The 26,352-nt window shown below is 44.1% G+C and carries 26 protein-coding genes; all 26 read left to right on the top strand.

All coding sequences use genetic code 11. The features are described 5' to 3' along the window. Positions 1–1,804 precede the first annotated feature (1,804 nt). Entirely contained in the window at positions 1,805–3,010 is a 1,206-nt protein-coding gene (locus BK120_RS33255) for an outer membrane lipoprotein-sorting protein (protein WP_076271754.1), read from the top strand. Positions 3,011–3,158: 148 nt separating this feature from the next. Then, the gene (gene alr, locus BK120_RS33250) at positions 3,159–4,340 is read left to right on the top strand and encodes an alanine racemase (RefSeq protein ID WP_076271753.1); all 1,182 of its coding nucleotides are present in this window, start codon (positions 3,159–3,161) and stop codon (positions 4,338–4,340) included. A gap of 227 nt (positions 4,341–4,567) precedes the next feature. Then, positions 4,568–4,849, top strand: coding sequence for a CopG family ribbon-helix-helix protein (locus BK120_RS33245; protein WP_028609437.1), 282 nt, complete (start codon positions 4,568–4,570; stop codon positions 4,847–4,849). A 3-nt stretch (positions 4,850–4,852) separates the two neighbouring features. After that, complete coding sequence (locus BK120_RS33240; protein ID WP_028609438.1) at positions 4,853–5,203, top strand: type II toxin-antitoxin system PemK/MazF family toxin; 351 nt, start codon at positions 4,853–4,855, stop codon at positions 5,201–5,203. A gap of 247 nt (positions 5,204–5,450) precedes the next feature. Beyond that, the gene (locus BK120_RS33235; protein ID WP_076271752.1) at positions 5,451–6,170 is read left to right on the top strand and encodes a CpaB family protein; all 720 of its coding nucleotides are present in this window, start codon (positions 5,451–5,453) and stop codon (positions 6,168–6,170) included. 2 nt (positions 6,171–6,172) lie between these two features. After that, positions 6,173–7,021 (top strand): CpaE/TadZ family protein, encoded by an 849-nt coding sequence (locus BK120_RS33230; protein ID WP_076271751.1) that lies wholly within the window; start codon positions 6,173–6,175, stop codon positions 7,019–7,021. Then, on the top strand, positions 6,976–8,391 hold the full coding sequence (locus tag BK120_RS33225; protein ID WP_256711102.1) for an ATPase, T2SS/T4P/T4SS family: 1,416 nt from the start codon (positions 6,976–6,978) through the stop codon (positions 8,389–8,391). The genes BK120_RS33230 and BK120_RS33225 overlap by 46 nt, the downstream gene beginning before the upstream one ends. Next, positions 8,384–9,319, top strand: coding sequence for a type II secretion system F family protein (locus tag BK120_RS33220; RefSeq protein ID WP_076271749.1), 936 nt, complete (start codon positions 8,384–8,386; stop codon positions 9,317–9,319). The genes BK120_RS33225 and BK120_RS33220 overlap by 8 nt, the downstream gene beginning before the upstream one ends. A gap of 13 nt (positions 9,320–9,332) precedes the next feature. Next, positions 9,333–10,223 (top strand): hypothetical protein, encoded by an 891-nt coding sequence (locus BK120_RS33215; protein ID WP_076271748.1) that lies wholly within the window; start codon positions 9,333–9,335, stop codon positions 10,221–10,223. Between the two features lie 35 nt (positions 10,224–10,258). Continuing rightward, on the top strand, positions 10,259–10,408 hold the full coding sequence (locus BK120_RS35645) for a hypothetical protein (protein ID WP_179089950.1): 150 nt from the start codon (positions 10,259–10,261) through the stop codon (positions 10,406–10,408). Positions 10,409–10,453: 45 nt separating this feature from the next. Next, complete coding sequence (locus tag BK120_RS35640) at positions 10,454–10,600, top strand: hypothetical protein (RefSeq protein WP_179089949.1); 147 nt, start codon at positions 10,454–10,456, stop codon at positions 10,598–10,600. Continuing rightward, complete coding sequence (locus BK120_RS33210) at positions 10,597–11,022, top strand: hypothetical protein (protein ID WP_076271747.1); 426 nt, start codon at positions 10,597–10,599, stop codon at positions 11,020–11,022. Before BK120_RS35640 ends, BK120_RS33210 begins: the two co-directional genes overlap by 4 nt. Before the next feature lie 21 nt (positions 11,023–11,043). Beyond that, the gene (locus BK120_RS33205; protein ID WP_076271746.1) at positions 11,044–11,529 is read left to right on the top strand and encodes a hypothetical protein; all 486 of its coding nucleotides are present in this window, start codon (positions 11,044–11,046) and stop codon (positions 11,527–11,529) included. A gap of 63 nt (positions 11,530–11,592) precedes the next feature. Beyond that, positions 11,593–12,813 (top strand): M24 family metallopeptidase, encoded by a 1,221-nt coding sequence (locus BK120_RS33200; RefSeq protein WP_076271756.1) that lies wholly within the window; start codon positions 11,593–11,595, stop codon positions 12,811–12,813. A gap of 24 nt (positions 12,814–12,837) precedes the next feature. Then, positions 12,838–13,317: a PH domain-containing protein gene (locus BK120_RS33195; protein WP_076271745.1), complete on the top strand. Its 480-nt coding sequence runs from the start codon at positions 12,838–12,840 to the stop codon at positions 13,315–13,317. Then, entirely contained in the window at positions 13,310–14,842 is a 1,533-nt protein-coding gene (locus tag BK120_RS33190) for a PH domain-containing protein (protein ID WP_076271744.1), read from the top strand. Before BK120_RS33195 ends, BK120_RS33190 begins: the two co-directional genes overlap by 8 nt. A gap of 147 nt (positions 14,843–14,989) precedes the next feature. Next, positions 14,990–15,523 carry an RNA polymerase sigma factor SigY gene (gene sigY / locus BK120_RS33185; RefSeq protein WP_076271743.1) on the top strand — a complete coding sequence of 178 codons (534 nt, stop codon included), beginning with the start codon at positions 14,990–14,992 and terminating at the stop codon, positions 15,521–15,523. Next, positions 15,510–15,848, top strand: coding sequence for a YxlC family protein (locus BK120_RS33180; RefSeq protein ID WP_076271742.1), 339 nt, complete (start codon positions 15,510–15,512; stop codon positions 15,846–15,848). The genes sigY and BK120_RS33180 overlap by 14 nt, the downstream gene beginning before the upstream one ends. Further along, on the top strand, positions 15,836–16,057 hold the full coding sequence (locus BK120_RS33175) for a sigmaY antisigma factor component (RefSeq protein ID WP_076271741.1): 222 nt from the start codon (positions 15,836–15,838) through the stop codon (positions 16,055–16,057). Before BK120_RS33180 ends, BK120_RS33175 begins: the two co-directional genes overlap by 13 nt. 40 nt (positions 16,058–16,097) lie before the next feature. Continuing rightward, a complete protein-coding gene (locus BK120_RS33170; protein WP_076271740.1) occupies positions 16,098–16,307 on the top strand; it encodes a PLD nuclease N-terminal domain-containing protein in 210 nt (69 codons plus the stop codon). Beyond that, positions 16,304–17,254, top strand: a complete 951-nt coding sequence (locus BK120_RS33165) for an ABC transporter ATP-binding protein (protein WP_076271739.1) — start codon at positions 16,304–16,306, stop codon at positions 17,252–17,254. The genes BK120_RS33170 and BK120_RS33165 overlap by 4 nt, the downstream gene beginning before the upstream one ends. Beyond that, positions 17,251–18,096, top strand: coding sequence for an ABC transporter permease (locus BK120_RS33160; RefSeq protein WP_083682735.1), 846 nt, complete (start codon positions 17,251–17,253; stop codon positions 18,094–18,096). Before BK120_RS33165 ends, BK120_RS33160 begins: the two co-directional genes overlap by 4 nt. Before the next feature lie 104 nt (positions 18,097–18,200). After that, positions 18,201–18,584 carry an ATPase gene (locus BK120_RS33155; protein ID WP_076271738.1) on the top strand — a complete coding sequence of 128 codons (384 nt, stop codon included), beginning with the start codon at positions 18,201–18,203 and terminating at the stop codon, positions 18,582–18,584. Between the two features lie 148 nt (positions 18,585–18,732). Beyond that, a complete protein-coding gene (locus tag BK120_RS33150; RefSeq protein ID WP_083682733.1) occupies positions 18,733–21,813 on the top strand; it encodes an ATP-binding protein in 3,081 nt (1,026 codons plus the stop codon). Between the two features lie 72 nt (positions 21,814–21,885). Further along, positions 21,886–22,992 (top strand): response regulator, encoded by a 1,107-nt coding sequence (locus tag BK120_RS33145; protein ID WP_076271736.1) that lies wholly within the window; start codon positions 21,886–21,888, stop codon positions 22,990–22,992. A gap of 169 nt (positions 22,993–23,161) precedes the next feature. Then, positions 23,162–26,352 (top strand): Ig-like domain-containing protein (locus BK120_RS33140; protein ID WP_179089948.1); only part of this gene is annotated, 3,191 nt, incomplete at its 3' end.

Raw genomic sequence — 26,352 nt, 5'->3', positions numbered from 1 at the left:
CCCCTGGAACCCCTGGAACCCCTGGAACCCCTGGAACCCCTCTACTATACTTTAGCTGTCTAAATACGCTTTCGAAAAGCGTGTTGGAGTGCGAATGGACTGTATACGAATTGTGAAGGTGGTGTGATTAGAGTGTTCGTGAACCAATTGTGGAGTGTAAATAAGCGCAGAAGTGCACTTGTTTTTAATATATGATCTGGAAATGACGAGAATAGGTGCACAAGTGCATCTATTTGAGCAGTTTTGAAAAGTAGCTGGTGGAATAAGTGTATTTATGCGCTTAAATGCTGCTACTAATCGGAGTGTGCTCACTTAACTAACTAATTTTATATTCTTGGCAACTGTAAGGAGTGGCGACTGGATGTGTGGGGGGCATTTGTAAGTGTGTAAGGAGTGCGATTGGACTGTATGTGAATAGTGTAGGTAGAGTGTTGGTAGTGTGATTTGAGTGTGAGTGAACCGAACGTAGAGTGGAAATAAGCGCAGAAGTGCACTTGTTTTTAATAAATGTGCGGGAAATGACGAGAATAGGTTCACAAGTGCATCTATTTGTGCATTTTTGAAAAGTAGTTGGAGGAATAGGTGTATTTATGCTCTTAGATGTCGCGATGCTGCTGCTAAGAGGTGTATGCTGACTAAACTAGCCAGTTTTACATTCTTGAAATTTGTTGGGAATAACGGCTGGTTACGTGAGAGAACGTACATTTGTGAAGTGTGTAAGAAGTGCTATTGGACTGTAAATGGATAGTGTAGATAGAGTGTTGGTAGTGTGGTGTGCGTGAACCGATCGTGGAGTGTAAATAAGAGCAGATTTGCACTTGTTTTTAATAAATGAGATGGAAATGACGTAAATACGTGCACAAGTGCATCTATTTGAGAAGTTTTGAAAAGTAGTTGGTGGAATAAGTGTAATTATGCACTTAGACGCTTAAATACCGCGATGCTGTTGCTAATTGGAGTGTGTTCACTAAACTAGTTAGTTTTGAATTCTTGGAGCTTGTAGGGTGTGGCGACTGCATGTGTGGGCGTGCTTTTGTGAAGTGTGCAGGGAGTGCGATTGGACTGTATGTGAATTGTATAGGCAGAGTGTGTTGGTAGAGTGATTAGAGTGTGCGCGAACCGATCGACGAGTGTAAATAAACGTAGAAGTGCACTTGTTTTTAATAAATGAGGTGGAATTTACACAAATAGGTGCAGAAGTGCATCTATTTGAGCAGTTTTGAAAAGTAGTTGGCGGATTAGGTGTATTTATACGCTTAGATGTCGCGATGCTGTTGCTAGCAGGTGTGTGCTCACTAAACTAGCTAGTTTTATTCTTGAAATTTGTTGTGAATGGTAGCCGGTAACGTGAGAGAGCGTGCATTTGAAAGTATGTAAGGAGTGTGCTTGGACTGTATGTAAATAGTGCAGGTAGAGTGTTTTAAGTGTGATTAAAGTGTGATTAAAGTGTGATTAAAGTGTGATTAAAGTGTGCGTGAACCGATCGTAGAGTGTAAATAAGCGCAGAAGTGCACCTGTTCACAACAAATATGATTGAAATGACATAAATAGGTGCACTAGTACATCTATTTGAGCAGTTTAGTTGGAGGATTAGGTGTATTTATGTGCTTAGATGCCGCAATGCACGATGCCACAATGCTGCTGCCAACCGGCGGAGCATTAAACTAGCGCGTCAAAATGAGCTGAGATAGCTATATATTTTGATCCAAGCCCCTGCTTGTCAAACTAGTCCGCATAATTGGTCAAGTCCCCTCATAGACATGTTATCAGCCAGTAAAAAACAATGTGCAGAGGGGATGATTACATGCGTCGCATGACATGGACCGCGGCAATATTATTAATTTTTTCATTAGCATTAGCGGCTTGCGGAACGAAGGACGCCGAGTCCGTGGTTAAGGAGCTCGACAAGGTAGTAAACAGTATGGAGAGCTATCAAGGAAGCGGGACGATGACGCTGCGAACGGGACAGCAGCCACTCGAATACAAGGTGGAGGTTTCCTATCAAAAGCCGCAATTTTATCGGATCAAGCTGACAAATGAAGAGAAGGACATTACACAAATCGTGCTTCGCAATGACGACGGCGTATTCGTTCTCACACCGAAGCTGAATAAAGTATTCCGCTTCCAAAGCGATTGGCCGCAAAACCAAGGGCAAGTATATTTGTATCAAACGCTCATTCAAAGCATCCTAGTTGATAACTCGCGGCAATTTGTAATCGATCAAGATGCTTACGTGTTTGATGTCATGGCTAACTACAACAATGGTTCATTGTCTCGTCAAAAAATTTGGCTCAATAAAACAGACTACAAACCGGTTCAGGTAGAGGTCAGCGATACGAATGCAACGGTAATGGTCGAAGTGAAATTTGACAAGTTTGATTTTGGCCCAAAATTTGATAAAGCTGTATTTGAGACAGAAGCAAACATGAATGCTGCTCCTACTAATCAAGCGACGGAAGAGCCAACGATGACTACGCCGGAGCAACCCAGCAACAAGGGAACAAATACGAATACTGAAGTAGAAGCAGGAACTCCAGGCAATAAAGTGGACAAAGACGGGAATAAGCCAGGAACTGACAGTGCAGTAGACGGTAATAATCAAACGAATAATAGCGGCAATGCTGCAGAAAATGAAGGCGATGGAGCTGCAACGGGCACTACTCCTGAAGCGACTAATTTCACAGCAATGGAGCCTTCGTACATTCCAGATGGTGTGGGCGAGCCGGAATTAGTTGATATCAAGTTTGGCGGTAATCCAGGTTTGATGCTACGTTACACTGGCGATTATAGCTACACGTTGATTCAGACGGAGCCAAAAGATCAAGCAGCCTCCCTAGTAGATGGAGTGATGGTCGATCTAGGCTTTACGTGGGGTCAGCTCAGCGGTGATGAACAGCAGACGCTCACCTGGACATACGAGGGTCATCAGTTCCGACTGACCAGTGCAAATCTGCCTGAGTCCGAAATGCTTAAGGTCGCACAGTCGGTACAGGGAGAAATCGGGAAATAAAGCGGGGAAAAGAGCGAATTTCCAAGACGTACTAGCCAATTCCGAGGTTCGTTTCATTGACAGTCTTAGCAGCAAGGTTTAACATTATTGCTATTGATGTTTGCTGCTCGGACTGTTGTGGCTGAAAGATGAGGAGAAGGTGAAAGACTTGGATTCGTTTTATCGCCCGACTAGGGTTGAATTATCACTTGATGCATTACGACATAATTTACAAGCTTTTCGCAATGCCATGCCACAGGACTGCAAGCTAATGGCCTCCGTTAAGGCTAACGCTTACGGACATGGCGCGGTAGAAGTAGCAAGGGAAGCAGAGCGCTTTGGCGTGGACTATTTAGGAGTCGCTTTTCTTGATGAAGCATTGCAATTGCGCAAGGCAGGCATCCGAACCCCGATTCTTGTACTTGGATTCGTGGCTGCGGATGCCTTGTCTGTCGCTAGAAGCAATGATATTACAATAAGCCTGTTCAGGGATGACATCATGGACGCAGCTGCAAAGCTGCCGCCTGACATAAGTGGACGGAAGCTTAAAGTTCACATCAAGATCGATTCTGGAATGGGACGGCTCGGCATAATCGGGAAAGACGCTGCGATATCTTTTATTGAAAAGGCGCTGCAGATACCTCAAGTTGAAGTTGAAGGATTGTTTACGCATTATGCGCGTGCGGATGAAGCGGATAAGAGCTATACGATCATGCAATACGAGCGATTTCGAGAAGTGGCAGATTATGTCCAGCAGAATGGATTGCCTATACCGATTATTCATGCGGCAAACAGCGCCGCAGGCATCGACACTCCGCAATTTGCGGACGGTATGCTGCGATTAGGAATTAGTATGTTTGGTCTTTATCCTTCTGAAGAAGTTAATCAGCAGCGAGTGGAGCTGAAGCCGGTCTTGACGCTGAAAACAGAAGTGGTTATGGTCAAAAAAGTACCCGCCGGCTGGGGAATCAGCTACGGCACTCGTTATTTCTCAAAAGGCGAAGAAGTCATCGGTACGCTTCCCATTGGATACGCAGACGGCTTTAGTCGCATGCTAACAGGTAAAGCCCACGGACTTGTACGGGGTGTAAAAGTGCCAATCCGAGGTACGATATGTATGGATCAATGTATGATAGCGCTTGATGCTGCTGAAGCGGGAGCGTTGCCAATTGAGCCAGGTGAAGAGGTTGTGCTCATTGGACGCCAGGGCAATGAGGTTATTACAGTGGAGGAAGTAGCTGAGCAGCTAGGAACGTTAAATTATGAATTAATCTGCATGCTTGCTACACGAGTACCTCGCGTATATGTCAGAGGTAACCAAATAATAGCTGTGCAAAACCCCCTAACTTAGACATCATTCGAATTGGTAATTGTTTCATCTTACAATTTTTCGTAAATGAAGAGGATTTTCGCCAAATATCTCGAATGTAGTAAGGCAGATCATCTATAATGGCTATACATGAAAACATACAGCATATTTGATATACGGCTATCATAGATATGTTGAAGTATAGCGACGGCAATATATTGTCATAATGTGTATTAAGGTTATGGAAAAGTTTTGGGGGTGCGAGTTCGGTGGCCAATGTACAAAATACCAAAAGAATCATGATTAGCCTGCCAGATCACTTGCTGGAGGAGGTTGACGGGATTGTAGCCAAGGAAAACTCCAACCGCAGCGAATTTATTCGGCAAGCCATGAAGCTGTATTTGGTGGAGCGCAAAAAACGTCAAATTCGAGAATCCATGCAGCGCGGGTATATGGAAATGGCGAAAATAAACCTGAACATGGCCTCGGAAGCTTTTCAAGCGGAGGAAGAAGCAGATCATACGTTAGGCCGTCTCGTTAGCGGGGTGTAGAGGTTGATTGTAAAACGTGGAGATGTCTTTTTTGCGGATTTATCGCCTGTCGTCGGATCGGAACAGGGTGGTGTTCGCCCCGTCTTGGTCATTCAAAATGATATTGGAAACCGTTTTAGTCCAACGGTAATTGTGGCTGCAATCACAGCTCAAATTCAAAAGGCAAAGCTGCCTACCCATGTTGAAATGGATGCAGCCGCCCATGGATTTGATCGTGATTCCGTCGTATTGCTTGAACAAATTCGGACGATCGACAAGCAAAGATTAACGGATAAGATTACGCATTTGGATGACGAAACGATGCGTAAAGTTGATGATGCTTTGTTAATCAGCGTTGGATTAATTGATTTTTAATGAGTGAGAGGGCTATTTGGCATAGGAAGGGGATTTCCCTTCTGCTGAATGGCTTTTTTTGTCGACTTTTACTGAATGTTGTTGAACTTGGAAAAATAATGATAGACAAATGAAAGTTCAATTTGCTATTATGAACTCAATTACTTATTGCAAACCTATATATGAGCTTTATTATGCGAAGAACGCACGTAGTACGCCTTAGTTGGCTGCTGCTGCGTTCTTTTTTTGTGCTCAGAGAGGAATGGGGATGAAAAAGAGACGAAATGCAATCATTAGTTTAACAGCTGCGGTGTTGTCGGCAAGCCTCGTGTATGGCATGTATGAGCTGCAAAGAATTCAAATCCAGGGGGAGGAGACGGTAGCTGTTCTCGTACCCAAACGATTTATTGGGGCTGGCGAGCGGCTTAAGGAAAGTGATTTAGAGTACAAATTGGTTCCGCAGTCTGCTTATGTCTCCGACATGGTATTGAAGCTGGAGCAGGCTGCTGGGAAGGAAACGATGATCCCCCTTGGCAAAGGGGAGCCGCTCTTGATCTGGAAGGTCGATGATTATTATTTGCAGCCTAGACGAAGCGAGTCGACATTTCAAATTCCGAAGGAGTATATACGCTCGATTTCGAATGGGATCAGAGCAGGTGATAAGGTGCTTCTATACGCTTCAGGTGATACGTCTCCCTCGATAAGGATTTTCTCTGAGGCAGTTACTGTAGCCTCGGTCAAGACATCTGGCAACGTCGAAATAGATAATATGGAGAACCCGAATTTATTTTCGCTGGCGGAGGGAAATAAAGAGCAAATGTATGCGTCAAGGCGGGAAGCTAACGGAATGATTGATTATTTAAATTTAAATTTGTCGGAGGAACAATGGCTTAAGCTCGACAGCTTATGCAAGGGAGGCTCTTTGAAGCTGGTTGTAGCTTACAGTCCGACATCGCTTGATTTGGTTGCTGGAGAGGAGGCTGAGTAATTGTGAATGGAACGCCAGCGCCTCTTGCAGTATTTATCGGCACGACTCCCAATATCGGAACGACAACCGCGGCGTTTGCAACTGCATATCGTATGGCGGAAGCATGCGGCAAGCCAATCGGCTACTTATGCCTTAATCTCAAAAGCGCGAAGATCCATCGGTATATCGGTGTAGACGAGCCGCTTGTAACGCTGGATAAGCTTCGTCCAGAGCTTCGTTCCTATACGTTGACGCCCGAGAAGCTTCGCAGGGCTGTATATTCAGTGCCAGGCCAGCCGAATTTGCAGGTGCTGTTCGGCAATCTCATGAGAGATCAGGCCGAATATTTCACCCCAGAAGAAGCGGAGCATTTGCTTTCGATTGCGGAACAAACCTTTGCATTTGTCATTATGGATGTTGGTGCCTATTGGGACAACGCAGCGACTATTTGCTCTATCCGCAGAGCGGGCTCGCGCATACTCGTTACAACTCCTGCATTATCGCATTTTCAAGAGGATGGAAGACGCTGGATAGGACAAGTATCGCCATTATTTGAAGTCACGCCTGAACAATACGATTCGGTCATTATCAACGGTCCATGGAGAAACGGAGGTTATCAGATGAAGCATATTTGCAAAGAGCTGGGAACAAAGGCACTTGGACAGCTTCAATTAAGCGAGCCAGTTTTTAGTCAGTTGGATAGTGGGACTTATGCACAGTGGCTTAAGGTTGATACGGAGGGCAAGCAGGTTATGCAGGAGCCCGCCAAAGCAATGATGAAGAGGCATAATATACGCAGTATGAGCACTTCTGTTGCAGTACAGCCTTGGTATCGCAAACTGTTAGCACATCGCAATGGTACGAGTTCGTGACAGCGGGTCCAAATCGATTTTCACCTTCCCAATTCGCAGCTCAAATGCAATCGGAGAAAGAGAAACGTGAGCATGATGAAGTTGGTTCCTATTTGCCATCGGACGCACAAGAGGAGATGGGCAAGCTTGCCGATGATATTCGAACTTATTTAAGCGCCCCACACGGGCTTGGCGAGGAAGAGCGCAGGCAATACAGTGAGACATTGAACCGTGCTGTGCTTGGCTATGCGCAGGAGCGTGAGCAAATTCTTGCGGTTATTACGGATCGATTAATTAGGCTTCGAATACATGGAGCAGCTAATATAAATCATTCGTTTCAATCGCTGGCAGAGGCGTTATTCGCGGAAGTGATAGGATTGAATGTTCTGGAGCTGGTGCTTGCTGACAAGGAAGGCTTGGAGGAAATACAAGTCGTTGGCGAGAGGATTTTTACGGTAAAGAATGGTGTTACAAATGCTTCAGGCTACCGCTTTAACGACATTCGAGAGGTGGAGCGCATCCAGCAAAATTTAGTGCTCTACAATAATGACCGCATCAATCCGCGTAAACGATGGGCAGAGGTAATGCTGCGAGATGGATCGCGTGTTACGATGACAGGTTTTGGCTTCACGGCAAACCCGACCTTAACGATTCGATTCTACACGGTAAGAAGCTTCAGTCTTGAGACATTAAGCAAACGCGAATACCAGACGATTAATGCGCGAGTAGAGAGCTTGCTTAAAGCCATCTTAGCTGCACGATTCAATATGGTCATTATTGGACCAACTAACTCAGGAAAAACCAATTTAATGAAAGCTTTAATTGCTGAGCTGCCTGATGAAGAACGAATCATTACGATTGAGAGTCGGTTTGAGATGATGCTGGGGCGTGATTTTCCAAATAAAAACGTTGTGGAATATATGACCGATGAAGAAGATTCCTATCATCGCTCGGATCAAGCTTTTAAGCTCGCGCTCAGGCAGTCGCCGCAGCGCATCATCCATGCCGAAATTCGCGACATGGATGCGAACATTTATGTCCGTGCATGCACGCGTGGGCATACCGGAAGCATGACGACCGTTCATGCGAATAGGCTGGAGGATGTGCCAGAGGCGATAACCGATATGTGTATGCTCGACGGAAGAGGCATGAACGCTGAACGACTCGCAAAACGAATTACACAGTATGTAACCGAAGTAGGCATTGAAATGAGTTACTTGGGCGGACGGCGAGTCGTTAGTCGGATAGGGGAGCTATGCTGGGAGAATGGGCAGACAATCGTTCGAGACTGGGCAAGATTTGATGAGTCGCGAAATAATTGGCAATTTCCAATGGAGCCAACTGTGAGGTCGGCTAGCAGGCTAATCACAGGGGGACACCACGATGAATAAACTTTCCACAGCAGCAGCGGCATCCTTATTATTTTGCTTAATGTTTATCGCGTTGTATCACCTGTTCAAGCTGTGGTCGGCTGAGCAGCAGCTTAGAAGCAAGCTGGCTTACCGGGCAAATAAGGGCTGGCGCAAGAAGCTGACTGAAGGGTTCAGACGTTATAGCTGGCTGCATGATCATTTGAATGAACTGCTCGAGACGCTCCGATTGAAAATAACGCCTGCTACTTTTGCTTGTGTATCAGGATTACTGCTGCTTGCGGGGATTGCTTCTGGGGGCCTATTTTTTCAAAGCGTCAAAGGAACCTTGTTGTTCGGCGCGTTGCTAGGTTTTTTCCCTTATACCATATTACGAGCACTGCTGGTGCACCGCAGAATGCAGACGCAGATGGATTTTTTACCTGCGGTGGAGCTGTTTTATCAATGTTATCTCGTAACAGGTGAGCGGCATGTCCGGGTTGCGCTGCAGCGCACGGTGGAGGAGAGAAGGCTGCTCGGACCGATGCAGCTTGTTTTTGAACAGCTGTATCGTAATTTATCGGTTCGAGGCGATGATGAAGCAAGCCTGAGGCTGCTCTCCGTTTCACTTGGCCATTTGTGGGCGGATTATTTTGTTCATATTTTGCGGGTGGCGCTTGTTGAGGGAGCTCCTATAGCAGATAGCTTAAAAGAGCTTTTAACCGATATGCGCAAGGCAAGAAGAGCGGGCGAGCAGGAACGAAATCGATTGCTGGAGATACGTGTAGCTAACTTCACGCCAATATTGTTCCTAGCTTTATTTGTAGGCATTAATCTCAGATACAACAAAGATAACTCTTATTATTACTACATCGTTGACCCGATGGGAAGAGATATGCTGCTAAATGCAATGGTGCTCATCTTTGCATCGTTCCTAATGGGTTTGTGGCTTTCACGCAAAAAGATGTGAAAGGAGGCAGTAAATGCCTGAATGGACAGGAGCATCAATACGGTTAGCTCTGCTAATTAGTCAGTTCATAGGCGGTGCGGCTGCGATTTATATACTTTTGCAGCTGTGGCCGGAGCGGCCATCGAGATGGAAGCACCTCGCTGTATTCGGGTGGCGAACGAGACAAGCACCCGATAAGTGGCTGTGGCTTTTGGTTATTTCAAGGCAGCACCAATCGTTTATAGAGCGGGAGCTGCTGCTCGCAGGCTGTGGTGTAACCATCGATATAGCTTGGTATGTTTTTGCAAGGCGATCGTTATTAATTGGTGTAAGCGGGATGATTATCTTGGCTGCTGCATGGTATGAGCGTATAAACGCGTATATCCCGATGTCGTATGCGGGTCCAGGCTTACTCATTGTGATGCTTGTTTTGTATGTTGACCTAATATGGCTGCGTTCTATTCGGAAGGTGCGCACCCTGCAAATTACGAAAGAAATATTCATTATTAGCAGGCAGCTTCTTTATTTATCCGATTCCTCACTGCATGTCCATGCGAAGCTTCTAAGATGTGTACCCTTTACGAGAGCGATGCGCTATGATCTTGAACGGCTTCTGGCTGAATGGTATCACGATGCGGGCGGCGCACTTCAACGGTTTAAGCAAAGGCTCGGAACGGAGGAGGCTTTGAGCTTTGTAGAAACGATTGATGCGCTTCGACTCCATGAGAGTCCGCAATATTACGAACTGCTGCGTGTACGTATAGAGGATTATAAAGAGAAGCTGGAGCTGGCTAAAGAAAGCCGTAAGGAATCAACCTCTTATTTTTTGTTTGTCATCGCGGGAATTCCCATCTTGTATACCTTTCAAGTGTTTATATATCCATGGGTGAGAGAAGGACAGAAGCTGTTTGAATCGCTGGGCTAATCATTAAACGTTTATTTTGGAAAGGAGGTGGTAGCATGCGTAATATTTTGATGACAGTCATGATGCTAGTTGTTGTTATCGTTTTGTTTAATTCAATCATCGCTGAGGACAAGACTGGAACTAGCAGTCAGATCGAATCGCAAGGGACAGCAGCCAATACGAAAATTGGCGCTCTGCTTCCTTAAGCTCAGCTGCATAAATTTATAAAGTAGAGCGGAGGTGTTCCATTATTGCGCTCAATACTTGTATCGATGCTGCTGCTTGTTGCCGTAATTATTTGCTATCAAGCAGTTGCTGATGGTGATAAGGGAATGAAGAAGCAAATCGACGGGGCAGGCAGCTCGATAAGCAGCCATATTAGGGAAATGAGTCCATGAAGCAAATATTGATTTTCGTTTTGTTTGCGGGGCTTTTATGCTGGCTTATGTTTTCGCCCATATATAAGCATGTTCTCATTGTTAGACAAGCTGTTTTGCAGCAGGAGGTCGATTATTTACTGGAAATAGGGGCGAGCGGTACCTACGGCTACATTAGCGAGGAAATGCAAGAGCAGTCTAAGCAGCGTATGGCTCGCTTTGGCATGCAGGCTGACCAGATCGAATATAAACTAGCTACAACGAGCGGTGTCACAGCTTCAAACCCTAGCGCCCCTGTTGTAAGAGGGACCGGCATTTCGTTGACACTTAGCTACCCGTATGAGGATTTATTTGAAATAGATCGATTAATTGGTCTGGCACCTCCGCTGCCAAGCGAGCGTATGCGGGCTTTTGGAATGAAAATGAGTGAATATTTGCCATAATGGAAAGAGGTGAATGAATCGATGTACAAGCTATTGCTTATCGTGTTGATGATGACGGTCTGGATATCGATTCATTTGCTTCAGGTTGAAGAGGAGCTTGCGATGCGCACTCTGTTCCAAAGCAAACGAGCGATTAATCGAGCTGCGCATGCAGCTGCACAACAGCTTGATCCAGCGGCGCTTGGCAATGGCGTGCTTCGATTATCTCCGGGTGAAGCGGCAGCGGCAGCGACTTTATATTTGCGGGAAAATTTAAGGCTGGATGAACAAGGCATGCCGCTGCCGGAATCATTCCTGAGAGAGCGAGTTGAGGTGCTCGTATTTGAGATCGTAAATGATGAAAAAACTTTTCCATACCTTTATCGAAATGAAACCTTTGATTATGAGGTAACGCTTAATCGGCCGGGAGTTGTGTTGATTGTACATATCGTGTATCCGCGAGCGTTTCAAGTGATGGATGCCATTGAATGGGATATTAAGGGGGCGGCAGAGCTGGTAGCAGGTTGACGAAAATTTGGAAAATTGGTGTAATAAGAGGAGGGAAATAAATAGGAGTTGATTAACGAAGTGATGGATATTAAAGCAGATGTTCCTGCTGAGCTTATCAAACAACGAATAGAGCGATTGCAGGACGTTATGAAAGCAGAAAGTATTAATGGTTTTCTTATTACTCAAAATGTAGATCTATATTATTTTTGCGGATCTATGCAAACGGGTTATTTATTTATTCCAAGCATTGGGGAACCTACCTTTTATGTACGTCGCAGCGTTCAACGCGCTAAGCTTGAGACGGCCATTCGGGTAGAGGAGCTCGGTGCTTTTCGTGTTTTTGGAGAAACGTTGGCAAAGAACTATGCGTATTTGTTTAACAAAGGAGAGGAGCTGCGGATAGCCGCCGATCTAGATGTGCTTCCAGCGCAGCTTTACATCAAGCTGACGGAGCTGCTTGGCACAACGGGGCGTTGCGAGCTGATGGATGGCTCAGCTCACATTCGGAGATTGCGAATGATTAAATCTCCATGGGAAGTAAGCCGAATCGAGGCAGCTGCCGAAGTAGTGGCACAAGCATTAAGCGAGGCGCTGAATGACCTTAAGGAAGGAATCAGCGAGCTTGAATGGATGGCGCGAGTTGAATATGAGCTTCGCATTCGCGGACATATTGGTTTGATGCGCATGCGCGGCTATAACCAAGAGATAACGACCGGTATGGTTATTTCGGGAGCTGCAGCAGCGGTTCCATCGTATTTTGACGGACCTGCGGGCGGACTTGGTCTTGGCGGGGCATCGCCGCAAAGCGTAAGCAGATCGATCATCAAACGCAATGAACCTATATTAATTGATATTGGCTGCTGTGTAGATGGATATGTTATCGATCAGACACGTACAGCCGTAATAGGGAAGCTTTCTGAAACCCTTCACCATGCCTACAAGGTGTCGGAGTCAATAATTGCTGATTCTGAGAAACTTATGATTCCTGGCACGCCTTGCGCAAGGCTTTACGAGGCTGCGCTTGAGAGCTGTGCAGCGGCTAAGCTAACGGATCATTTTATGGGTTATGGTGCGGATCAAGCGAAGTTTCTAGGGCATGGCATTGGGCTTGAAATCGATGAGTGGCCTGTGCTGGCAAAAGGTTTTCAAATGCCTCTGCAGCCCGGCATGGTTATCGCAGTTGAACCGAAATTCACGTTTCCGGGAGAAGGCGTGGTCGGTATTGAGAATAGCTATTTAATTATGGAGCAAGGCGCTAGAGCTCTGACTCGTTCCAAAGCGGAGCTTATTCTGTTGCCTTAACAAATAGAGGGGGAAACTATAGAAATGAATCGAAAGTTAACGAATCGGCTTCATCGTGATTATATTACTGTTTACCGCATTAGCGAGTTAATCACGAATGGTATTTTTCTCGCTTTAATCATCGCCTATTTTTGTTGTGCAACGATTTGGGATTGGACGCTAATACCAGGATGGATCGCATTATCCATTTTTGCCATCTCTTTTATTATGTTCACTTGGGTTATTCCAGAAATGAAGTATACGCGATTTTCATATGAGCTATTTGACGATGAGCTTGAAATTCAATCAGGTCTTATCTTTTTGAGCAATGTACTTGTTCCGATGGTACGCGTACAGCATGTTGAGCTTGAGAGCGGTCCTCTGATGCGGAAGTATGATCTGGCAAGCGTATCGATAGTTACAGCTGCTACAACCCATCGAATCAGTGGTTTGAAGCAATCGGAAGCAGAGCAGTTGAAACGTAAAATTGGAATTTTGGCTAAGGTGGATGATCAGGATGAATGATCGCCGTACGCTTCATCCAATTTATATATTGTTCGGACTGCTGAATACGATTAAAGGTTTTATTCCTGTTATTTTGATCGGCGTATTGAAAGGGACCAGTTGGACTAATTTGAATTGGTACTGGTATACCGGGGCAGCCGTGTTATCTCTCATATTATTAGTCTTTAGTTTTTTTGAATGGAAGCGTTTTGGATTTTGGCTGGAAGAGGATCGTATTATCATTCGAAAAGGCTTGTTGTTCAGGGATGAGAAAACGATCTATTATACACGTATCCACTCCGTTAACGTCGAGCAGCCGCTTATACAGCGGATACTCGGGGTTGCTCAAGTGAAGATCGAGACGCCTGGCGGCAATAAGAAGGCAGATGGTATATTGCCGGCGCTCTCTATAAAAGAAGCAAATGACATCCAGTACATGCTTAGAAAACAAGCATCGTCGATCGTTGTACCGACTGATCCGGCTGTTGAACATATCGCGGTCAATGAACAGGCTGATGAGCAGGTTGTTGTAAAAATAAACAATAAGCCGCTTACACCGCAAGCTCCGGCTGCCTTGGCCAGCACCAAAAAATCGGAGATAACGTTATCGGCTGCGCAGCTTCTTCAAGCAGCTGCGACATCGACTAATTTTGGACTCGTAGCGGCGTTTTTGGCGGGTTTGTTTTCTTTTGCTGATGATATTATCAATCAGCTTCTCCCGGATCACTTTTTTGAAACGGTTGTCGAGGATTCAACTAGTTTAATGCCAAGCTACATACTCATCGTAATTGTTGTCGTTATTGGAATTGTGCTGGCATGGCTTCTGTCTATTGTTTTGTACGTGCTGAAGTATAGCGGCTTCTCCATTAAAAGAGATGGCAGGCAAATTGCAGTTTCTTATGGTTTGCTTGAGAAAAAATCGTTTGTTTTTGACCCGAAAAAGGTTCAGGCGGTTATCGTCAACGAAGGACCCCTGAGACAGGCGATTGGTTATGCGGAAATCCAGCTTCAAATCGTATCATCGGACAAAAAGGAACAGCTTATGCTGCATCCTTTTCTGAGGTTTTCCGATATTCAAAAAGTACTCGATGAATTTGTTCCTCAAATGAACATTCCTTCGAGAGCTAAGCTGATCGGTGCGCCGAAACGTGCCTTCATTTATTACGTTAGAATTGAGTTATTGATTACTTTGCTTTTATGTACCGCATTAATCGTTTTATTTAAAGCAGATGGGTTATGGTCGCTAATACTGTTGCCGCTAGTTATTTTGTGGAGAAAAAGCTGCTATAACGCTGCGGGGGTTCATTTGGGAGCAGGCCAGTTAACGCTTCGCAATCGTTTTTTATCACGATCTACTTATATGGTTAGGCGCCCGCAAATTGTAACGATGAGAGTAAGCCGCTCCATTTGGCAGCAGAAAAAAAATCTGTTTGCAATAGCGGTTCGGGTTCTAGGCAGCCCTTACGAATATCGTGTGAAATCACTCGATCGTGCGGACTTGCAGCCTGTATGGAATTGGTACAGCCGCAGTCATAACAAACAATAGAATATGGTTTCCATTCAACAGCTGCGGAAGAGCTACTATTTCCGCAGTTGTTTTATTTTAAAAAAATAAATTTAAAAGGAAATGAACGAAATGTGCTAGTGAACCGTCTAAGCTACAAGTGAATGAAAAAGAGGAGGTTGCGCGCTCGTGCATGACGAGACGAAGCTAATTAAGCAAGCAGTTCGCGGCGATTCGCGAGCGCTCTCTGAACTGCTGCGACAAAATTATTCATTTCTGTATCAATACGCACTTAAAGTAACGATGAACAAAACACGTGCGGAGGATGTCACACAGGAAACGATGCTTAAAGCGATTGAAAAAATAGCGACCTTTCAGAATAAAGCCAAATTTTCTACTTGGCTTATAACGATAGCATCAAGACTCGTTGTTGATCGCATTCGTCGAAACGAGCTTGAAAAGCATTGGGTGCAAGAGGAGCAGTCGCTCAGGTCCATTCGCTACAATACTTTGCAGCGAGGAGATGAATGGCCTGAGGCGCTTCAAGCATTAGGTGATCTGAATAGCGATACTCGAATACCGGTATTGTTGAAATATTATTACGGCTACTCACAAGAGGAAATTTCCTCGATGCTGGATATCCCAGTAGGGACAGTAAAATCAAGGCTGCATAATGGGTTGAAGCAGCTGCGGAAGGAGCTAACGGAGCATGAAGAAGCTTAAAGAGGACATAGAGGATCAGAAGTGGTTCGACGATCAACTGCAAGAGACATTAAATCGATTTGATGTTATTCATGCACCGCATGTTCCAGAGCTGCAAAGATTCGAGGACATGGTGGATGCGCATAAGCAGCAAATGAAAAGAAAGCTATGGAAGGATCTTTTGATTTTTTGGCTGTTAGCTTGTTTGATTTTTGGAATGATGATGTGGATGTTGGATCGTAACTTGGTATGGTTCGCTGTGCTTCAAGTGGTCATTGCCGTTGGAGGCATAGGTTTTGTTGGCATAACGTTTGGTCCGAGGAAGGTGCGAACATGGAAGAGCTGAAGATCATACCGATTTGGGGATGGATTTTGCTTATCTCTGCTTTGATCGCACAATCAACGTGGCTGTTCATTGATGCTCGTAAAAGGGACAGTATGCCTTGGTTTTGGGGGTTATGGGGGTTGATTCAGGCGCCGATGCCGCTTCTCTTTTATTTTATTTTTGTGCGGAGCGGATGGTTTCCACGTCACCGTGGAAAAGGAAAAGAATAGCCTGATCATTTTCTAAAAAACGAACTAGGGGGGCTTTATAATGAATAATCAAATCGAATTATCGGATATATTACCTATCATTGCACCAATAATCGTTATTCAATTGATCTTAATGGTGATTGCATTGGTAATGTGTGCTAAGGCGGAGAGTACACGCGGTCCTAAGCTGATGTGGGTTTTAATTATTATATTTGTAAATATTTTTGGCCCGATCGCCTTTTTTATTGCTGGAAGGAGGAATGAAAGATGAGCGCATTGCTTCAGGTGAAGGGACTCACAAAAACGTTCGGTACAGTTGATGCAGTAGCTGGAATTGATTTTTCGATTGCGACAGGCCACTGTGTTGCCCTTCTAGGGCCGAACGGAGCAGGGAAAACGACAACAATTAAGATGATTACAGGTCTGCTTAAGCAGACCGCAGGACATATGGATTTTATGGGATCTGCTCAAGCAGGCAATCATCGTGAGTTGATTGGATACTTGCCGCAATCACCGTCGTTCTATAATTGGATGACTGGAATGGAATATGTGATATATGCAGGGAGATTATGCGGTCTCAGCGCTGCAGAGTCCAAAAAACGAGCCAAAGAGTTGCTGGAGCGTGTCGGGATTTCCTCTGCTGCGAAGCGGAGAATAGGCTCCTATTCCGGAGGCATGAAGCAGCGCTTAGGTCTGGCTCAAGCGCTTGTCCATCAGCCTAAGCTGCTTGTAATGGATGAGCCGGTTTCAGCGCTTGATCCGATTGGACGCAGAGAGGTGCTTGAATTGCTGCGTGAGCTGAAACGGGAGACGACGGTGCTTTTTTCGACTCATGTTCTACATGATGCCGAGGAACTGTGTGATGATGTCATTATTATTCGGAATGGGAAAGTTGCGCTGCAAGGAGCGATTGAGAAGATTCGCAATGAGCATCGCAAACCGATCATTGAGCTTCAGATTGAACGTGATGCAAATTCAGAACGCTGGTTATCCTCTTATGTAGAGCGTATCCAGCCAGCCCTTACGAATAGCAGCAAAACTAGTCTCTTTCAAGATGTTCAATTGCTCAATGGCATTGCACGATTTACTGTAAACGAAGTGGATGCAGCTAGACGGAGTTTGCTTGAAGAATTGACGAGAGAACAAATTAAGGTAAGCAAATTGGAGATTGGTCATTCATCATTGGAGGATTTATTTATGAGGGTGGTGACTGCATGAGTACAAAAGAAATGAGTCGTTTACAGACAGTTACTGTACCTTCAGCTGGAACGTCAAGCTTTACTCGATACATGGTTATGGTTCAAAAGGAGCTTCTCGAACTTTTGCGAAGCTTTAAGCTGCTATGGGTGCCATTAGTATTTATATTGCTCGGTATAATGCAGCCGGTATCAACCTATTTCATGCCTGTCATATTGGAGAAGGCAGGAAGTTTGCCAGAGGGAACGGTTATCGAAATCCCTACGCCGCTCGGTACTGAGGTTCTTGCACAAACACTGCAGCAATTTGGCACACTAGGGGTTCTTGTTCTCGTGCTCGTTTGTATGGGGACGGTGTCTGGTGAGCGTATCAACGGCTCAGCATCACTTATTCTTGTAAAGCCGATTTCGGTATTATCCTACATCTGCTCCAAATGGACAGCTATCGTTTTGCTTACTTGGGGCTCATTTATAGCGGGATATCTTGCTTCTTGGTACTATACAGACTTGTTGATCGGCGATGCTCCAATGGATAAGGTGTTTAACAGCTTGCTTATCTACGGTTTATGGCTCACCTTTGTAGCAACGATTACGCTCCTTTTCAGCTCGCTGCTTCGGAGTCCGGCGGCTGCGGCGTTCTCGGCATTGGGGGGAGCTGTCATCTTATCCATTTTGACGGGGCTGTTTCCTAAGGTACTGGGGTGGAGTCCAGGCGCATTAAGCGGTTTTGCCTATCAAGCCGCGGTATCAGGTATAGAAAATAATAGTCGATTCGGGTGGTCGATTCTGATTACGATATTATGTATTGCAGCGTGTATTAGCTTATCAGCAACCGTTCTTCGTAGAAGTTCAGCTGTTGAATAATGTAATTATTCCGTCTATCAACTCTCTTCGATTGGACACCGCTATCATTTTTTAGTAGGATAGTAGTGAAAGAATCAGCGGCGAAGAAACAGGAGTTGAGGACGATGCTACAGCTAGGCACAAAGGTCGTCATTGTGGCTGACCAATATGAACAAAACCTGCCCATCGGGGAACATGGTTATATTATAGCTTACGACCGCAATGCGGATAATGTATTTGATTACGTGCTCAGAGTACCCTCTGCGAATCGTAATTTCCTTATTCCTGATGAAGATGTAGAACTTGAAGAGGTACTCATTCAAGATGAGGTTGACCGCATTGAACGTGAGGCTTTAATTGATTTTGCTCTTGCTACACATAATGAAGAATTGTTTAAACGAATTATGAACGGCGAAGAAGAAACGGAAGCGGAGCCAGAGAGCACGGCTGCGGAGACGCTTAGCCCAGCGGACTTTATTCGTCAGGTTAATTTAAAGGCTTGGATTTAAAAGAATAGTTTTGAGCTTCGGACTGTCCTGTAAGTCACTTTGGTGACCGCGGAACAGTCTTTTTTTTTGCCTAAAATTATAGAGATTTATGTGAGCTTGTGGTGATAAAATGGACGAAATGTTATGAACCGTGGAAGGGGCTGCTGCATTGCACAGAGAGAGTGTTGGAAGATTGATCAAAATAGCAGTATTTCTACTCATTACAATCTTATTGACAGCCAGCCTGCAGGTATTAACGCAATCTAACCGGGACTTGCCGCAAGCAAAGCGGGGAGTGCTGGATTTGTCTAATTGGAGCCTTGAGCAGGAAGGCCCTGTTTTTCTTGATGGTGAATGGGAATTTTACGAAGGACAGCTGCTTACGCCTGCCGATTTTCACCTACATAATTCGGGAATTTCTTATTTATCGGTACCTGCTACTTGGACAGGGAAAAACGCTAAAGGAGGTATGGCTCGAAAAGGCTTTGGGACCTATCGTCTAAAGGTTCTGCTCCAAGATGAAAACGAAGGTTTGGGTCTGAAAACAAGAAGTATCCGAATGGCTCATCGGTTATTTATTAATGGCAAATTGGAAAGTGAAAGTGGACAACCATCCTTGAGTAAAAAATTGAACAAACCTGGAAATACGCCTTCTAGCGCTTTTTTTCAAACGGAAACGAAGGAAGTTGAGCTTGTCATTCAGGTATCCAATTATGAGTTTGTCACTGGGGGGATCGTCAATTCGATTTCGTTCGGATTGGATTATGATATTAGCAAGATGAATGGCAGACAGCTAGGCATAGGCATTGGACTTGTTTTAATTATGGGTATGTTCGGGGCGTATCATCTTATCTTTTATTATCTTGGGCGAAGGAATAAAGCTTACTTGCTTAGCGGGTTGTACCTTCTAATCTTGTCTTTAGAGCGTTCAATGAATGGTGAGAAAATATTTCAACAGCTGCTTCCGAACATCCCATTCGACATCACTTATAAGCTGCTTGATTTGAGCCAAGTTTTAAGTGCTATGGTCATTATTATATTTTTTTGTTCATTTGATGCAAGGTTATTGTCGCCGAGAAACTTAAAGCTGTTTCAAACGCCATTTATCCTTTATATTGCTGCTGTTTTGCTGCTGCCGTATAGCGTTCACATTAATGTAAAAGGTTTAACTTTATATTATTTAGGGCTGTTGGTCTCCTATATCATTTTGAAAATGACTGTATTTTACATACGCAGTGAGAGTACTTCGTCTGAAGGGAAAGAATGGCTTCTGTTCATTGGGAGCGGCGTTTCTTTGATGGTTTTTCTCATATACGATGGTCTCTACTCGACGAATGTCATTGACACTAATTTAGTGGGAACATTCGGTATTATCGGATTTATTGTCATTATCAATATTTTGCTCGCTGTAAGATTCTCGAATGCCTATGAGAAAACTGAAATACTCTCCCGTCAATTGCTCGTTTCCAATCAACTGAAGGATGAGTTTTTAATGAGTACCTCTCATGAGATCAAAACACCTCTGCACGGTATTATGAACATGACGGCTCATTTGCTTGAGGATGAGGATCATAATTTGCAGCCAAAGCAAAAACAAAATCTTTGGTTAATCAAGGATACTTCCACTAAGCTATCTATGTTAATTCATGACTTAATTGATGTAAGCCGCTTGAAGCATGGAGAATTAAGGCTGCATATGTCAGTGGTGGATTTGCGAGTAGCCGTCCAGATCGTATTTGATGTGCTGCAATTCGAGCTAGCTGGGAAGTCGGTGCGATTAGACAATCAGGTGGAAGTGGATATTTGGGTAGTTGCAGACGAAAGCAGACTTAGACAGGTGCTCTATAATCTGATTTATAACGCAATCAGGCATACAGAGAATGGCTGGATAAGGGTTAATTCGAGGTTGTTGGACAATAGGGTAGCTATCACTGTTGAGGATACGGGAAAAGGAATTCCAAGCAATAAATTTTTGAAGGTTTTTGAATATTTTGAGCAGCTGGAAGAAACGCTTGCGACGGATGGTTATATGGGAATGGGAGTTGGTCTGTACATTAGCCGCAAGCTGGTTGAGCGAATGGACGGCGAAATTCGAGTGGATTGGTCCGAGATCGGTGAAGGAACTCGTATGCTTTTTACACTGCCTAGGGCTTTAGATATTCAAGGCTATCGGGAAGCTTCGGCATCCTCAGAAAATGAAATGGTGCAGCGAGTGACAGTTGATCACGCCTCGCTCGACGTTATAGGCTATCATGATCATACCATTTTAATAGTGGATGACGAGGCCTCCAATATTTATAGCTTATTACATATATTAAAGCAGCATCGATACAATGTGATTACAGCATTTTCGGCTAAAGAAGCGATGTTCAAGATGGACGAGCATCCTCGTGTGGATCTTGTTATTTTAGATGTCATGATGCCGGGTACTTCTGGTATTGAGTTATGCCGTACTCTGCGAGGCCGCTATTCTATTCTAGATTTGCCCATTCTCTTCGCGACTGTTAAGGACACACCTGCAGATATTGCGTTAGGGTTCAGGGCAGGTGCTAATGATTATATAACGAAGCCATTTGATGGTGAGACGCTGCTTGCTAGAATCCAAACATTGATTGCAATGAAAACCTCCATTCAGGAGGCCATTCAAAATGAGCTAGCTTTTCATCAGGCTCAAATTAAGCCTCATTTTTTGTTCAACGCGTTAAGCAGCGTTATTTCCTTCTGTTATACAGATGGAGAAAAAGCAGCCTATTTACTTTCTATGCTCAGTCAATATATACGCTACATTTTAGATACGGATCGATCTAATTTAGTCGTTCCTCTAGACCGTGAGCTTGAATTGATTCATGCCTATGTTGAGATCGAAAAGGCTAGGTTTGGAGAGCGGTTTACTTTTATCTCTCATGTAGATGAAGGTCTTCAAGATGTAGAGATTCCTTCTTTATGCATACAGCCTTTTGTTGAGAATGCGATCCGTCACGGATTGTTTGATAAAGAGGGAGAGGGCACTGTTTCATTAAAGATTAATGAAGGGCATGGCTATATACAAGTAACCGTTGAGGACGATGGTGTTGGAATGTCGGATAATCTGCTTAGTCAAATAACGAGTGGTGAGAAGCGGGATGGGGGCATTGCCATCGCTAATATTCGAAAGCGGCTAGAGGCCATTTCTGGTGCTGCATTCACTGTTCATTCAGAGCAAGGGAGCGGAACAAAGATAACGATGTATTTGCCTTATGGTATCGTATAGGGTGAATAATCATGACAATCATGACTCAACAACTGGTCGATAGTCTGGATGAAGGATTAAGGGGGGAAGATTATGTTTCGGGCTGTCATTATTGAAGATGAGAAGCCGATATTGGAATTGATGAAGGTTATTTTAGGACGGAATACTAATTACACCATTGTGGGGGCTTTCACTAATCCTATTGAAGCGCTAGAGAAGATGGAAGACATTAAGCCCGACGTAGCTTTCATAGATGTGGAGATGCCTAAGATGAATGGGCTTGAGCTTGCACGGAAAGTGCGAGCGTTAACGATACAGACAGAAATTGTTTTTACAACTGCTTACAAGAACTATGCTCTGGACGCGTTTGGAGTAGAAGCGATTGATTATATTTTAAAGCCAGTAACACCTTCAACAATTGAACGGGTGACAGAACGTTTAGTTAATCGGCAGCGCTCAACTACAATGGTCATCCCTCAAAAGGATTTATCTATGATCCAATGCTTTGGTGGGTTCGAGGTTCGCAATTCGGAAGGGGTTCCTGTACATTTTCGGACACGCAGGGCAGAGGAGCTGTTTGCCTATTTTCTGTGTCATTCGGGACGCAATATTAGCAAATGGCAGGTAATGGATTTGTTGTGGCCGGATATGCCGGAGGAGAGAAGCTCTTCCAATCTATACAATACAATTTATCTTATGAAAAAAATATTGAAAGAAAATGAACTCGGCATGAGCATACGCAAAATGAATGATGGCTACATGATGGAAACGGGAAACCAAATGTATGATGCGCTAGCGTTCCAACGCTCAAATGTCTCTTTTGCCGAGGGGAAGCTGGATAGGGAGCAAATGGAGTATTTATGTGCGCTGTATCAAGGGCCGCTGCTGGATGGGAAAACCTATCTATGGAAAATACCACTGGAGGAAGCTTATTTTAAACAATACTCCACGATGACCAAAAAGCTAGTCGAAGATGATTTATTATCGAATGACTGGAATCAAGCGGAGCAGCGCCTCGACAAATATTTGGCTGTTTATCCGCTCCATGAAGAGATGAATCAGCTTATGATCGATATTTATGAGAGACAAGGGAACAGAGAGAAGATGCTTCGACTATATACGAAATATGAGAGGGCCAGCCGCGAAGAGCTTGGAATAGAGCCGTCTTTGGATATGAAGAGCAGGTTATCTACGTTCTAGATCCATCAAAAATCTTGTTATAAACCATTAGAGCAGAGGAACGTCCTCTGTTCTTTTTTTGTTTTTTCGACATGTTGTGACGAATTGTGAGATTTTGTTGAGTTCTAATTGATAAGATTCTTCCAAACATGGTAATAGCCAATCACACGGTGGGAGAGAGGTCAAAAATATGCTTAGTTTAGTAAAGTCCAAGAAGATAATCAGTATTGTTTTATTCGCGCTGATGGTCAATCTATGCTCGTCATTGTTTATGGAGGATGGGAGAAAGGTAAAGGCGGCTGGAGCTGGAGAAGTTTCTGTATTTAAAAAAGCGTATATTACAAGCTTTATCAATGGTACTGTCGATGTTGTTAATCTATCGGATCTGACTGTAGAAAAGGCTAAAATCACGGTAGGAAGTCAACCGAACAGCGCTGCGATCAACCCCAATCAGAAGCAGGTGTTCATAACCAACAGAGCAAGCAATACAGTCTCGGTTATTGATCCGGCGAAGGATGAGGTAATCGCGACCATACCAGTTGGAGTTCAGCCTCATGGCGTTGCCTTTAATAAGGATGGAAGTAAAGCTTATGTGGCAAATGACTCAGGAAGCTCGATTTCAGTTATAAATACAGCCTCACTTGTAGAGGAGAAAAAAATATCCGTAGCTACGCCTATAGCGATGGCATTGGTTGGGAATGATCTTTATGTTACTAGTAGAACCGGAAAACTTACGATTATAGATATAATAAGCGAAACAGTTGTGAAGGAAATTACCATTGAGGGGGAACTTTACGGACTCTCGGTTAATCCCTCAGGCACAAAGGTTTATGTGGCTAACTTAGTAACTAATTTCGTAAACATAATTGATACGAGTTCAAAAACTCACGAAGCGGATATACTGGTTGGCAGCAAGACGACTGCAACAGAAGTTAGTCCTGATGGCAGTAAGATATTTGCAGCACATGGCTATAATGACTCTGTGTCAGTAATCAATGCGGCAACCCTTACAGTGGATGCTACCATAAATGTTGATGCTAACCCTTACGTCATCGGCGTTTCCAAAGATGGTCTTCAAGCGTACACGATTAATTATGGCTCTAGCAATATGAGTGTTATTAATACAGCGACAAATATGGTCGACAAAACAATTGAGCTCAGTGCGGGACCTTTTATGGTCGGAACCTTTATGGTTCCTGTTGCTGTTGCGTTGGATGCTGAACCTTCTGAACCGTCAGAGCCAGTTGATAATCAAGCCCCTGTTGTGACAGCACTAACTCCAGTTAAAGGTGCACAAAATATTGGTGTGGATGCTAATCTTAAATTAACGTTTGATGAAAAAGTAAAGGTACTGGCGGGTAAAAAGATAACGATTTGGAAACCACGGGAATTATCAATGATCAACGGACCTGATTATCCGATCTTAATAAGCGATGCAACGTTAGTAGAAACAATTGATGCAGGAGATTCGACAAAGGTAACAGTCTTGGACAATGTTGCAACGATTAATCCAGAAGCGGATCTGGAATATCAGACGAATTATTTTGTGAAGATTGAACCATCTACTTTTACAGATATTGCAGGGAACGGCTATGCTGGATTATCAGCTGATGTCGAAATTCATGATGGTCAAGTACAGGATACAGATATTGAATCATGGAATTTCAAAACGGGTAAGGCAGCAGATACTGTCGGACCGGTGGCGACAACATTTGTTCCAGCGAAAGCTGCTGTGGATGTTTCCATCAGTACGGACATGACATTAACGTTCAACGAAAATGTGAAGGCTGGAACAGGCAAGAAAATAAAGATTTTTGAACCGGGCAGAGCCACACCAGATGGAACAAATCCAAGTGCTCCCATTTTGCTAGAAGAAATAACTTCAACAGATACGAGCAAAATAACGATTTCTGGGAACAAAGTTACCATAAATCCGACGAAAAATATGAAAAACAATACCTATTATTATATCCTCATGGATAAAGGTGCGTTTCAGGACATATACAATAATGATTTTGATGGCATGTTCCAATACATTCAATTAATGAACGAAAACGTAATGTATATGGGCGAGCCAGGGAAGATATGGTTCTTTAAAACAGAAGCTGCACCAGACACAACTGCGCCTATAGCTACTGGATATTCACCAGCGAATAATGCTCTTGATGTGGCGGCAGATGCGAGCTTACAGCTGACTTTCAGTGAGATCGTGGAAGCGATAGCAGGCAAAAACATTAGCATCCGCAAAGCAAGTGATGACAGTGTTGTGGAAACCATTGCAGCTAACGAAACTGCAAAATTGACACTAGCAGGAACTAAGGCGACCATTAAATTGTCAACTAGTTTAGCTAACGATACGGGCTATTACGTTCTGATTGATGATGGAGCCTTTAAGGACAAAGCTGGCAATACGTATAAGGGCATTACAGGAAAGACGATTTGGAGCTTCAAGACAGCAAAGAGTGTTTCGCCACTAACTGTCACGTCTTTATCGCCTGTTGATGATGCTTCAGCAGTTGCCACTAACTCTGATTTGTTGCTAACTTTTAGCGAGAATGTACAAGTGATTCCGGGTAAAAAGATTTTTATCAAAAAAGAATCCGATGACAGCATTGCTCATACTTTTGAAATTAGCAGCATAAGCGATGTAAGTGTATCGGGTAATAAAGTGAAAATAAATCCTTACCTAACGGTACCGGATGCACCAGGGAATTATTTGGATTACAATACTGCTTATTATGTTCAAATCGAAGAGGGAGCACTGAAAAGCACGACCAGCAGTGCACTTTACGCAGGCATTGCGGACAAGACAACGTGGAGTTTTACTACAGGTGCGGCACCTGAAAAAAATGATCTGAGGGTTGTAGCATACTCACCTGCCGGCGGGTCAAATGATGTATCTCAGAGTACACCTCTAAAACTGACGTTTAGTACAAATGTTCAGGGAGTAAACGGCAAGAGCTTTGAAATTAGAAAGAAGTCTGACAATAGCGTTGTGCACAAAGTGAATTTCGGAGAAATGGGAGTCGAGATATCGGGAAATACGGTAACGATCAATCCTCCAATCCTCCCGCAACCTGGTAATGGGCCTAAGGTCGAATATTTGGAGCCAGGGACGGAATATTACGTCCTAATTGCAGCTGGAGCTTTGAAGGATAAAGACGGAAACAGCTATGCGGGTATTTCTGATAAATTAGTATGGACTTTTACTACAGAGCCAGATTTGGAGCTGGACACAGATGGAGATGGTATTCCAGATTCGACTGATCCAGACGATGACAACGACGGTTTGACGGATGAGCAAGAAGCGAAAATAGGTACAAATCCAAAAGATCCAGACACCGACAAGGATGGAATCAACGATAAGGACGATCCATTCCC

The organism is Paenibacillus sp. FSL A5-0031 (assembly GCF_001956295.1).
Lineage (GTDB): Bacteria > Bacillota > Bacilli > Paenibacillales > Paenibacillaceae > Pristimantibacillus.
The sequence above is the reverse complement of the archived record's forward strand: the minus strand, read 5'-3'. Positions and strand labels throughout refer to the sequence as shown.